9 protein-coding genes and 1 pseudogene are annotated in these 11,677 nt (G+C 59.2%); 3 read left to right on the top strand and 7 right to left on the bottom strand.

Translation table 11 applies throughout. The features are described 5' to 3' along the window. Positions 1-118: pseudogene (locus GVL50_RS29220) on the top strand (IS110 family transposase); the annotation flags it as partial. Between the two features lie 119 nt (positions 119-237). On the opposite strand, the gene GVL50_RS27730 reads toward GVL50_RS29220, so the two are convergent. From GVL50_RS27730 to GVL50_RS27700, 7 genes are all read right to left on the bottom strand, one after another. Further along, complete coding sequence (locus GVL50_RS27730; protein ID WP_159815758.1) at positions 238-1,164, bottom strand: ABC transporter permease; 927 nt, start codon at positions 1,162-1,164, stop codon at positions 238-240. Continuing rightward, positions 1,164-2,270 (bottom strand): ABC transporter permease, encoded by a 1,107-nt coding sequence (locus tag GVL50_RS27725; RefSeq protein WP_159815757.1) that lies wholly within the window; start codon positions 2,268-2,270, stop codon positions 1,164-1,166. The genes GVL50_RS27730 and GVL50_RS27725 overlap by 1 nt, the downstream gene beginning before the upstream one ends. Before the next feature lie 13 nt (positions 2,271-2,283). Next, the gene (locus GVL50_RS27720; protein WP_159815756.1) at positions 2,284-3,831 is read right to left on the bottom strand and encodes an ABC transporter ATP-binding protein; all 1,548 of its coding nucleotides are present in this window, start codon (positions 3,829-3,831) and stop codon (positions 2,284-2,286) included. A 614-nt stretch (positions 3,832-4,445) separates the two neighbouring features. Beyond that, positions 4,446-5,027: a YigZ family protein gene (locus tag GVL50_RS27715; protein WP_159815755.1), complete on the bottom strand. Its 582-nt coding sequence runs from the start codon at positions 5,025-5,027 to the stop codon at positions 4,446-4,448. 7 nt (positions 5,028-5,034) lie between these two features. Then, complete coding sequence (locus tag GVL50_RS27710; RefSeq protein WP_008088675.1) at positions 5,035-5,685, bottom strand: TetR/AcrR family transcriptional regulator; 651 nt, start codon at positions 5,683-5,685, stop codon at positions 5,035-5,037. A gap of 88 nt (positions 5,686-5,773) precedes the next feature. Then, entirely contained in the window at positions 5,774-7,162 is a 1,389-nt protein-coding gene (locus GVL50_RS27705) for a uracil-xanthine permease family protein (protein ID WP_159815754.1), read from the bottom strand. Between the two features lie 143 nt (positions 7,163-7,305). Further along, complete coding sequence (locus GVL50_RS27700) at positions 7,306-8,226, bottom strand: LysR family transcriptional regulator (RefSeq protein WP_053116962.1); 921 nt, start codon at positions 8,224-8,226, stop codon at positions 7,306-7,308. A 138-nt stretch (positions 8,227-8,364) separates the two neighbouring features. Here GVL50_RS27700 and GVL50_RS27695 point away from each other — a divergent pair, with 138 nt between their 5' ends. Together GVL50_RS27695 and GVL50_RS27690 are read left to right on the top strand one after the other, a co-directional pair. Next, complete coding sequence (locus GVL50_RS27695) at positions 8,365-9,714, top strand: aspartate aminotransferase family protein (protein ID WP_159815753.1); 1,350 nt, start codon at positions 8,365-8,367, stop codon at positions 9,712-9,714. Positions 9,715-9,859: 145 nt separating this feature from the next. Then, positions 9,860-11,353: a CoA-acylating methylmalonate-semialdehyde dehydrogenase gene (locus GVL50_RS27690; protein ID WP_159815752.1), complete on the top strand. Its 1,494-nt coding sequence runs from the start codon at positions 9,860-9,862 to the stop codon at positions 11,351-11,353. Positions 11,354-11,677 lie beyond the last annotated feature (324 nt).

Below are 11,677 nucleotides of genomic sequence, written 5' to 3'. Positions count from 1 at the left end.
TCATCGAAACAAGGGCAAGGCCACCACTGAAGCGCTGGTGATTTTGTCACGTAAACTCGCGCGTATTGCATACGCGCTGCTGAAGAGCGAGAAAGCATACGTCAGCAAAACTGCCTAAAAAACGTTGTTCGCAACCATAGAATCTCCCACAGTGTCTGTGCCGTGCACAAAATTTGTGATCACCACTGAACCTGTGGGAGCTGGCTTGCCAGCGATAGGGCCATTGAAATCACCGCACTAATGCCCCGCCTGCCAAGGCTGCCCCAACGAAACCGGCGCATACAACCGCGTCCGCACCGCATCCCGCGACAACAACACCAACACCAAAATCGTCGCCACGTACGGCAGCATCGCCAGCAAACTCGACGGAATCGCCAGCCCCAACCCCTGCGCGACCAAATGCAGGATGCTGGCGAGGCCAAACAGATACGCCCCGAGCAACAACCGCCACACCCGCCAACTGGCAAACACCACCAGCGCCAACGCGATCCAGCCACGCCCGGCGGTCATGTTTTCCGCCCACATCGGCGTATACGCCAGCGACAAATAAGCCCCGGCCAACCCGGCCATCGCTCCACCAAACAGCACCGCTAGAGTACGCACGGTCAACACCGGCAAGCCCATCGCACTGGCCGCATCCGGGTTCTCGCCGACTGCTTGAATGATCAACCCGACACGACTTTTGATGATCACCGACGCCACCAACGCAAACAGCGCGAACGACAGATACACCAGCAGATCCTGCGCAAACAGCATCCGCCCGATCAGCGGAATTTCACTCAGATAAGGAATCGCCAACGGCTCAAAACCCGCCAGCGGTTTGCCCACCCAGGCCGCGCCGACAAACGTCGACAGCCCGACACCAAAAATCGTCAGAGCCAAACCGGTCGCCACTTGATTGGCATTGAACACCAGCGCCACCAGCGCAAACAGTGACGACAACAACATCCCGGCCAACATCGCCAACAACACGCCAAGCCACAGGTTGCCGCTGTTCAGCGCGACGATAAAACCGATCACCGCGCCAAACAGCATCATCCCTTCCTGCCCGAGGTTGAGCACGCCGCTCTTCTCGCAGATCAGCTCACCCAGCGCCACCAGCAACAGCGGCGTGCCGCAACGCACCATGGCGTAGAAAATATTGCTCAACAGATCGATATCCATCACAGCGCTCCAGCGGTTATGGCGGTGGTCGACGAGCGCTTCACCCAGCGCAGATTCAGGCGTGGCCGATAGAGGATCAGCACGTCACAGGCGAGCAGGAAAAACAGCATCATGCCCTGAAACAACTGGGTGATTGCTTGCGGCAGATTCATCGTCATTTGCGCGCTCTCGCCACCGATGTACAGCAGCGCCATCAACAGGCTGGAAAACAGAATCCCGATCGGATTCAGTCGGCCAAGAAACGCCACGGTGATTGCCGCATAGCCATACCCCGGCGACACCTGCGGCACCAGTTGACCTATCGGGCCGGTGACTTCGCAGACACCGGCAAGCCCGGCCAAACCGCCGCTGATCAACAGCGCGAGCCAGATCAAACGCTTCTCGCGAAAGCCGACAAACCCCGCCGCACGCTTGTCCAGCCCGAGCACTTTGATCTGGAAACCGACAAAGCTTTTCTGCAACAACACCCACACCGCGACCAGTGCGAGCAGGGCGAAATACACCCCGGCGTGCACGCGGCCATCCTCCATCAACAACGGCAAACGGCTGGCGTCGCCGAACATCGCCGACTCGGGAAAGTTGAATCCGGCCGGATCCTTCAGCGGCCCGTGCACGCAGAACAGCAGCAGATTCAGCGCGATGTAATTGAGCATGATGCTGGTGAGGATTTCATTGGCGTTGAAACGTGTGCGTAACCACGCGGTCAGCCCGGCCCACGCCGCGCCGGCGAGGGTGCCGGTGAGCAGAATCAACACCAGCGCCCAACGGCTTTGCATGTCGATGATGTTCACCGCCAACGCACTGCCGGCGAGGGCACCGAGGAGCAATTGACCTTCGGCGCCGATGTTCCAGATCCGCGCCTGATAGGCCACTGCCAAGCCCAGTGCGCAGAGCAGAATCGGCAGCGCCTTGACCAGTAATTCGGAGACGCCATACAAATCGCTGACCGGTGAAATCAGCAGCGTGTGCAAGGTTTGCAGCGGGTCGTGACCGAGGGCGATAAACAGCAGCGAGCCGCAACCGAGCGTCAGCGCCGCCGCCAGTAACGGCGAGCACCACAGCATCACGCGCGATTGCTGGCCACGGGGTTCGAGGGAAAGCAGCATGAGTAAAACTCCGTTAAACCGTGGCGGCAGAAGGTGGGTTGTCGAACTGGCCGGCCATCCAGCCGCCGACGTCGCTGAGTTGCGTATCGGTGGTGTTGTGCAGCGCCGAGAGGCGTCCGCCGCACAACGCGCCGAGGCGGTCGCTGATCTGGAACAATTCATCGAGGTCTTCGGAAATCACCAGAATCGCCGCGCCGGCATCGCGCAACGCGATCAACGCACGGTGGATGGTCGCGGCGGCGCCGACATCGACGCCCCAGGTCGGGTGCGCCGCGATCAGCAGTTTCGGTTGCTGAAGGATTTCCCGGCCGAGGATGAATTTCTGCAAGTTGCCGCCGGACAGGCTGCGCGCAGCGGTTTGCGCGTCCGGGGTTTTCACGCCGAAGCGCTGAATGATTTGTTGGGCGAGGGCTTCGACTTTGCCGCGTTCGATCAAACCGTGGCTGACCAAGCCTTGTTGGAACGCGGTGAGCAGAGCGTTATCGGCCAGACTCAATTCCGGCACCGCACCGTGACCGAGGCGCTCGGCGGGGACGAACGCCAGGCCCAATTTGCGTCGCGCGTCCGGGCGTAAATCGGCGACGTGTTGCTCGGCGAATCGAATGGTTGCAGCTTCCGCCCGAGGCAAGGTTTGTTCGCCGCTGAGCAGGGCCAGCAACTCATCCTGACCATTACCGGCAACCCCGGCGATACCGACGATCTCACCGCTGCGTACCTGCACATCAATTCCCGTCAGCGAGCAGCCGAACGGATCCGGGTTGTGCCAGCTCAAGCCCTTCACCTGCAAAAACGCCGCGCCGCCGCTGACTTTCGGATAGTCACCAATCAACGCCGCCGCTTCGCCAACCATCAACTGCGCTAACTGCTGATCCGAGCATTCGGCCGGCACGCAATGCCCGGCCACGCGCCCGCCGCGCAGAACCGTCGCGCTGTGACACAGCGCGCGAACTTCGCCGAGTTTATGGCTGATAAACAGAATACTGCAGCCCTCGGCGGCGAGACGGCGCAGGGTGATGAACAATTCGTCGGCCTCCTGCGGCGTCAGTACCGACGTCGGTTCGTCGAGAATCAGCATACGAATGTCCTGCATCAGGCAACGGATGATTTCCACGCGCTGGCGTTCGCCGATCGACAGGCTGTGGACAAGTCGCTCCGGCTCCAGCGCCATGCCATAACGGCGCGACACTTCACGAATTTTCGGTTCCAGTTGTTTCGGCGTGCCAGCCTTGGCGCCCATCGCCAGCGCGATGTTCTGCGCGACGCTGAGGGTTTCGAACAGCGAGAAATGCTGGAACACCATACCGATGCCCAACTGCCGCGCCTGCGCCGGATTGCGAATGTTGACTCGCTGGCCCTGCCAAAGCATTTCCCCGGCGTCGGCCTGGGTGACGCCGTAGATGATCTTCATCAACGTACTTTTGCCCGCGCCGTTTTCACCGAGCAGTGCGTGAATTTCACCGGGCGCGATGCTCAGGTCGATGGCGTCGTTGGCCAGACAACCGGGGTAGCGTTTGCTGATGTGGCGCAGTTGCAGGCGCGCAGGAGTAGAAGCAATTGGCATGACAGGCTCGACTTGCTTGGAGTTGTGCCTGTGGATAAAGCAATTTCCTGGCCATTGAGTCAGGAACCCGAGCGGGCTGCGGGTGGCAGCGCTCGGCGCAGAGCATTGCGCTGAAAATCGGCAGGATTTGCAGCACCAATTCGGAGCAAAGCCGTTGATCGGGCTCCAGTTTTGCCCGGCGGCAACTGATCAAAAAACGAGCAAACCCTTGGGAGCTAGGCAGAACCTGCGACTGCGGCGGTCATAAACGGGTTATCCACAGGTTGCTCCACAGTTATTGTGCGCAAGCCGAAACGCCGGGCATAAGCACTGTGGTGCTTTCTTCTAATGGTGATAAACGCGGCTAACTGATTGTTTCTGCTTGGAAATTACATTTCGTCGGGCAAATTGAACGAAAAGTGAACAAACCGCGTAAAGCCACGTTACAGAAGGGTTACAGCGTTATGTGCTCAGGTTATCCACAGTCGGGTGCACAGCAGATGTGGGCAAGTTTGCGGAATATGAAATTTCGCATCCGCCCCAAAACATCGCAGCCTAAAAACGCCGTGACACAAAATTAACGACAACAATGGATCTGTAGGAGCTGCGGCACGCTGCGATCTTTTGACCTTGCTTCACCGCTCCAACAAAATCCGACCCCGACTCAAATCCGCCAACTGCCCCTGCAACACCGCAATCTGCGTTTCCCCCACCGCCAACCTCAACTCAACCCCATTCGCCGTAAAATTCTCTTCAACAACCAGCCCACCCAAATCCGCCACGCGCAACTTCACTAACGCCAACTCGGCAAACCCGCAAGCACAACTCAACGCCACCCGACTGATCAACTCAACCTTCGCCGCCGTCTGCAAACACTTGTTCGCCCCACCGCCATACGCGCGGGCCAACCCGCCAGTCCCCAGTTGAATCCCGCCGTACCAACGAATCACCAGCACCGCGACCTGATCGCAATCCTGCGCTTCAATCGCCGCCAGAATCGGGCGCCCCGCAGTACCGCCCGGCTCGCCGTCGTCATTGCTGCGATATTGATCGCCAAGTTTCCAAGCCCAGCAATTGTGCGAAGCATTCAAATCGCTGTGCTGTTCAAAGAACGCCTGCGCATCAGCAGGGCTGCCGATCGGTGTGGCGAAGGTGATAAAGCGGCTTTTGCGAATCTCTTCGCGGTACTCGCAAAAACCGCTGAGGGTGAAAGGCATAAACGTCTTATAGAGAAGGAGTGAGGCCGCAGCCTTTGAGAATGATGCGGATCAGGTTGTTGCCGGCGTCTTCCATGTCCTGCTTGGTCAGCTTGCTGCGACCGCTGACTCGGCAGATCTGCGTGGCAAAGTCAGCGTAATGCTGAGTGCTGCCCCACAACAGAAAGATCAGGTGCACCGGATCAACCGCGTCCATTTTGCCGGCATCGATCCACGCCTGAAACACTGCCGCACGGCCGGTGAACCAGGCGCGGTAATCCTGATTGAAATATTCGGTCAGACATTCGCCGCCGCTGATCACTTCCATCGCAAAGATTCGCGAGGCTTGCGGCTGGCGACGGGAAAATTCCATCTTGGCGCGGATGTAGCGGGTCAGCGCCTCGGCCGGATCGTCCTCGGCGGTGAGCGTGTTGAAGGTGCTGTCCCACAGCTCGATGATGTTGCTCAGCACCGCCACGTACAAACCGAGTTTGTTGGTGAAGTAGTAATGCAGGTTCGCCTTGGGCAACCCGGCATTCTGGGCGATGGTGTTCATGCTGGTGCCTTTGTACCCGTGACGGGCGAACTCGTCTTCGGCGGCTTTGAGAATGGTCTCTTCGTTTTTCTGACGAATGCGGCTGGCGGGTTTGCCGCCATGGGCTGGGACTTCAAAGGTCATAGGCACTTCCGGGTTTGTCTGTGGGTGCAACCAGTTGCGTTGATAGCGCACCCACAGGCATCCGACAAGTCTTTGCGCGATAAAACCGTTACGCCTGTTCGATCTTGTTCAGCGGCGCGTGGGTTTCAGTGGCTTCGGTTTTCGACTCCGGCAGCAACAGGCACAGGATGATGGCGGTCAGGCCACCGCTGGTGATCGCCGAGTCGAACAGGTTTTGCACCAGTTTCGGCAGCAGGTGCAGCAGGTTCGGTTGTGCGGCGATGCCCAGGCCGACGCCGAACGAAGTGGCGATGATCAGCATGCTGCGCCGATCCAGCGACGACTGCGCGAGGATGCGCACGCCGGCCGCGGCCACCGCGCCGAACATCACCAGAGTCGCGCCACCCAATACCGGTTTCGGAATCTGTTGCAGCACCGCGCCGATCATCGGAAACAAGCCGAGACAAAACAGGATCGCGCCGATGTACAGCCCGACGTAGCGGCTGGCGACGCCGGTCAACTGGATCACGCCGTTGTTCTGCGCAAACGTGGTGTTGGGGAAAGCGCTGAAGGTCGCGGCGATCATGCAGCTCACGCCATCACCGAGCACGCCACCGCGCAGGCGGCTTATATAAGATGGGCCGCTGATCGGCTGACGAGCGAGCATGCAATTGGCGGTGAGGTCACCGACGGTTTCGATGGTGCTGATCAGATAAATCAGCGCGACCGGCAGGAAAGCTGTCCAGTCGAAGCTGAATCCGAACTTGAACGGTGTAGGAAAACTCACCAGCGGCAAGTCAGGCAATGGCTGCGGCACCAGTTTCCCACTGAACCACGCGGCCAGACTGCCGAGCAACAGTCCGATGATGATCGCCGACAAACGAACCCAGGGTGTATTGGAGCGGTTGAGCAGAATGATCGTCAGCAACACAAACACGCCCAGCGCCAGATTGCCCGGCGCACCGAAGTCCGGCGCATTGAAACCGCCTCCGAGATCAGTGATACCGACTTTGATCAGACTGATGCCGATCAGGGTGATGACGATCCCGGTCACCAGCGGCGTAACGACTCGACGCAATTGCCCGATGAAACGGCTGAGGACGATCTGCACGATCGCGCCGAAAAAGCACACGCCGAAGATCATCGCCAGAATGTCTTCCGGGCTGCCGCCGCGTTGCTTGACCAGAAATCCGGCCGACAGTACCGCGCCGAGAAAGGCGAAACTGGTGCCTTGCAGACAGATCATCCCGGCGCCGATGCCGAACGGCCGCCGCGCCTGAATAAAGGTGCCGACGCCCGACACCATCAACGCCATGCTGATCAGGTAAGGCAGATAAGCGGTCAGCCCCAGCGCCGAACCAATCACCAGCGGCGGGGTGATGATGCCGACGAAACTGGCGAGCACGTGTTGCAGCGCTGCGAGCGTTGCGGCGAGTGGTTTGGGGCGGTCGTTGAGGCCGTAGATCAGGTCGCTGGACGGTGCGGAATCTGGCTGCATGGCTTAAGGCTTCTTATCAAAGGAACGAAGTAATTCCCCCTCTGCAAAAACCTGTCCACTTGCTCAACTTATTTTCTCTGTAGGAGCTGCCGAAGGCTGCGATCCCTTGATCTTGCTGTACTTCACCAACATCGCAATCCCGATCAACGCGTCGCCGCCAAACTCTCCAAAAAGCTCTCCAGCACCAAATGAGGGCGCCGCCCCTTGCGCGTGACCGATGCCAGACTCAAATCGTAAAACCGCGTCCCTGCTTTCAAGGCACGCAAACGCCCCTGCTGCACCCAAAGGCTGGCGTAATGATCCGGCAGATAACCAATGTATCGCCCGGTCAAAATCAAAAACGCCATGCCCTCACGGTCAGAAGCACTGGCCGTGCAATTGAGCGCCTGGTAATGCGCCTGAATATCCGCCGGCAAACGAAACGTTGGCGCAATCGCGTCCTGACTGTTCAGGCGCTCGTCATCCAGTTGCTTGTCATCAACGTAAAACAGCGGATGCCCGACCGCGCAATAAAGCAGCGAACGCTCGCTGTACAGCGGCTGATATTCCAGTCCCGACAACGCACTGGCCTGCGGCACCACGCCGACATGCAGGCGGCCATCGAGCACACCTTGCTCGACTTCGTTCGGCGCAATCATGCGGATCTGAATCTGCACATCCGGCCCGCGTTCCTTCAACTGCGCGAGGGCGTGGGTGATGCGCATGTGGGGCAGGGTGACGAGGTTGTCGGTCAGGCCGATGATCAGCTCACCGCGCAAATGCTGGTGCAGGCCGTTGACCTCGGTGCGAAAACTTTCCAGCGCACTTAATAGTTGCAACGCCGATTGATAGACCTCGCGTCCTTCCTCGGTCAGCGAAAATCCGGCGCGACCACGCTGGCATAGACGCAAACCGAGGCGCTGCTCCAGATCACTCATCTGTTGGCTGATCGCTGAGCGACCGATGCCGAGCACGGTTTCCGCCGCCGAGAAGCCGCCGCACTCGACCACGCTGCGAAAGATCCGTAGCAGGCGAATATCAAAGTCACTGACCTGGGCCAGCGGATCGGGGCGGCGACTGCTCATCTTATTGTTCTCATTGTTTAGCAAAGTTCTAACTGAAGGTTAGAAGAGTTGGATTTCACCGACTTTATCGCCGTGGCAATTTAGCTGCAACAACGCTTTTTATCTCCCTGACGCTTATGCCCTGCGAGGTTTTGCCCGATGAACATGCCTGAAAACGCTCAGTCGCCACTGGCCAGCCAACTGAAGCTGGATGCGCACTGGATGCCGTACACCGCCAACCGTAACTTCCAGCGCGATCCGCGTTTGATCGTTGGCGCCGAAGGCAGCTGGCTGATCGACGACAAGGGCCGCCGGGTATACGACTCGCTATCCGGTCTGTGGACCTGCGGCGCCGGTCACACCCGCAAGGAAATTCAGGAAGCGGTCTCCAAGCAGTTGGGCACCCTCGATTACTCGCCGGGCTTCCAGTACGGTCACCCGTTGTCGTTCCAGCTGGCCGAGAAAATCACCGAGCTGACCCCGGGCAACCTCAACCACGTGTTCTTCACTGACTCGGGCTCCGAGTGCGCCGACACCGCGGTGAAAATGGTGCGTGCCTACTGGCGCCTGAAAGGTCAGGCGACCAAAACCAAAATGATCGGCCGTGCCCGTGGTTACCACGGTGTGAACATCGCCGGCACCAGCCTCGGCGGCGTCAACGGCAACCGCAAACTGTTCGGTCAGTCGATGATGGACGTCGATCACCTGCCGCACACGCTGCTGGCGAGCAATGCGTTCTCCCGTGGCATGCCGGAGCAGGGTGGTATCGCACTGGCCGATGAGCTGCTGAAGCTGATCGAGCTGCACGATGCTTCGAACATCGCTGCCGTATTCGTTGAACCGATGGCCGGTTCCGCTGGCGTGCTGGTACCGCCACAGGGTTACCTGAAACGTCTGCGCGAGATCTGCGATCAGCACAACATCCTGCTGGTGTTCGACGAAGTGATCACTGGTTTCGGTCGTACCGGCAATATGTTCGGCGCCGACACCTTCGGCGTGACCCCGGATCTGATGTGCATCGCCAAGCAAGTCACCAACGGCGCGATCCCGATGGGCGCGGTGATTGCCAGCTCTGAGATCTATCAGACGTTCATGAATCAGCCGACGCCGGAATACGCCGTGGAATTCCCGCACGGCTACACCTACTCGGCGCACCCGGTGGCTTGCGCCGCTGGCCTGGCGGCACTCGACCTGCTGCAAAAGGAAAACCTGGTGCAGAGCGTCGCGGAAGTCGCGCCGCATTTCGAAAACGCGCTGCATGGCCTGAAAGGCTCCAAGCACGTCATCGACATTCGTAACTTCGGCCTGGCCGGTGCGATCCAGATTGCCGGTCGTGACGGCGACGCCATCGTGCGTCCGTTCGAAGCGGGCATGGCTCTGTGGAAAGCCGGGTTCTACGTACGTTTCGGCGGCGACACCCTGCAGTTCGGCCCAACCTTCAACAGCAAGCCGCAAGACCTCGATCGTCTGTTTGACGCGGTCGGCGAAGTGCTGAACAAGCTCGACTGATTCCACGCAGAACCTGTGGGAGCCGAGCTTGCTCGCGAAGGCGTTCTGAAGAGCGCCAAAGACATCCGGCTCCCCCACAAAGCTACCTATATATAGAAGGCGCCCTTCAATGGGCGCCCGCTGAACAAAAAATCAGGAGTTTTCGATGAGCGTTATCCCGCATTTGATCAATGGCGAACTGGTGACTGAGAACGGTCGCGCGGTTGATGTGTTCAACCCGTCCACCGGTCAGGCTATCCACAAGCTGCCATTGGCCACCCGCGAAACCATCCAGAAAGCCATCGATGCCGCCAAGGCTGCGTTCCCGGCCTGGCGCAACACGCCACCGGCCAAACGTGCCCAGGTGATGTTCCGCTTCAAGCAACTGCTCGAGCAGAACGAAGCGCGCATCTCGCAACTGATCAGCGAAGAACACGGCAAGACCCTCGAAGACGCTGCCGGTGAACTGAAGCGCGGCATCGAGAACGTCGAGTTCGCCTGCGCCGCCCCGGAAATCCTCAAGGGCGAGTACAGCCGCAACGTCGGCCCGAACATCGACGCATGGTCGGACTTCCAGCCACTGGGCATCGTTGCCGGTATCACCCCGTTCAACTTCCCGGCCATGGTGCCGCTGTGGATGTACCCGCTGGCGATCGTCTGCGGCAACTGCTTCATCCTCAAGCCGTCCGAGCGTGACCCGAGCTCGACATTGCTGATCGCTCAGTTGCTGCTGGAAGCCGGTTTGCCGAAAGGCGTAATGAGCGTGGTGCACGGTGACAAGACTGCCGTGGACGCGTTGATCGAAGCGCCGGAAGTCAAAGCGCTGAGCTTCGTTGGTTCGACGCCGATTGCTGAGTACATCTACGCCGAAGGCACCAAGCGCGGCAAACGCGTGCAGGCACTGGGCGGCGCGAAGAACCATGCAGTACTGATGCCGGATGCCGATCTGGATAACGCGGTCAGCGCACTGATGGGCGCGGCGTACGGTTCGTGCGGCGAGCGTTGCATGGCGATTTCTGTTGCCGTGTGTGTTGGCGACCAGGTTGCGGATGCGCTGGTGGCGAAACTGGTGCCACAGATTCAGGCGCTGAAAATCGGTGCCGGCACTTCGTGCGGTCTGGACATGGGCCCACTGGTCACCGGTCAGGCGCGCGACAAAGTCAGCGGTTACGTTGATGACGGCGTGGCAGCGGGCGCGACCCTGGTGGTCGACGGCCGTGGTTTCAGCGTCGCTGGTCATGAAGAAGGCTTCTTCCTCGGTGGCTGCCTGTTCGACAACGTCACCCCGGAAATGCGCATCTATAAAGAAGAGATCTTCGGCCCGGTACTGTGCATCATTCGCGTGAACAGCCTGGAAGAGGCAATGCAACTGATCAACGATCACGAATACGGTAACGGCACCTGCATCTTTACCCGTGACGGTGAAGCGGCGCGTCTGTTCTGCGACGAGATCGAAGTCGGCATGGTTGGCGTCAACGTGCCACTGCCAGTACCGGTGGCTTACCACAGCTTCGGCGGCTGGAAGCGTTCGCTGTTTGGCGACCTCCACGCTTATGGCCCGGACGGCGTGCGCTTCTACACCCGTCGCAAAGCGATCACCCAGCGCTGGCCGCAGCGTGCGAGCCACGAGGCTTCGCAGTTCGCCTTCCCTAGCTTGTAAGTAGAAGGGCAGGGCAACGAAGGCCGACCCCTTGGGGTCGGCCTTCGTGTTTGCGGGCTTTTTTGACCAATGTGACAGAAATATGAAAATAGACGTTGACGGCAAATTCCAGACGTCTATAATTCGCCCCACTTCCGGCGCAGTCGAAACGGAAAACTCCTTGAGATTCAATGGGTTATGCAGGTTTCGGCAGCAAGTGCTTCAGTTCATCGAAGCCAAAAGGAAGTTGAAAAAGAGGTGTTGACAGCAGCGTGTAACGCTGTAGAATTCGCCTCCCGCTGACGAGAGATCTGAAGCGCAAGTGGTTGAAGTTGTTGAAGAATT

This window comes from Pseudomonas sp. 18058, from assembly GCF_902706155.1.
Classification (GTDB): domain Bacteria; phylum Pseudomonadota; class Gammaproteobacteria; order Pseudomonadales; family Pseudomonadaceae; genus Aquipseudomonas; species Aquipseudomonas rustica.
This window is presented reverse-complemented; position numbering and strand designations above follow the sequence as displayed.

Bases quoted from the DNA above. Each gene is read 5' to 3' on its own strand.
- GVL50_RS27730 (WP_159815758.1), bottom strand. From the start codon at position 1,164: ATGGATATCGATCTGTTGAGCAATATTTTCTACGCCATGGTGCGTTGC.
- GVL50_RS27725 (WP_159815757.1), bottom strand. From the start codon at position 2,270: ATGCTGCTTTCCCTCGAACCCCGTGGCCAGCAATCGCGCGTGATGCTG.
- GVL50_RS27720 (WP_159815756.1), bottom strand. From the start codon at position 3,831: ATGCCAATTGCTTCTACTCCTGCGCGCCTGCAACTGCGCCACATCAGC.
- GVL50_RS27715 (WP_159815755.1), bottom strand. From the start codon at position 5,027: ATGCCTTTCACCCTCAGCGGTTTTTGCGAGTACCGCGAAGAGATTCGC.
- GVL50_RS27710 (WP_008088675.1), bottom strand. From the start codon at position 5,685: ATGACCTTTGAAGTCCCAGCCCATGGCGGCAAACCCGCCAGCCGCATT.
- GVL50_RS27705 (WP_159815754.1), bottom strand. From the start codon at position 7,162: ATGCAGCCAGATTCCGCACCGTCCAGCGACCTGATCTACGGCCTCAAC.
- GVL50_RS27700 (WP_053116962.1), bottom strand. From the start codon at position 8,226: ATGAGCAGTCGCCGCCCCGATCCGCTGGCCCAGGTCAGTGACTTTGAT.
- GVL50_RS27695 (WP_159815753.1), top strand. From the start codon at position 8,365: ATGAACATGCCTGAAAACGCTCAGTCGCCACTGGCCAGCCAACTGAAG.
- GVL50_RS27690 (WP_159815752.1), top strand. From the start codon at position 9,860: ATGAGCGTTATCCCGCATTTGATCAATGGCGAACTGGTGACTGAGAAC.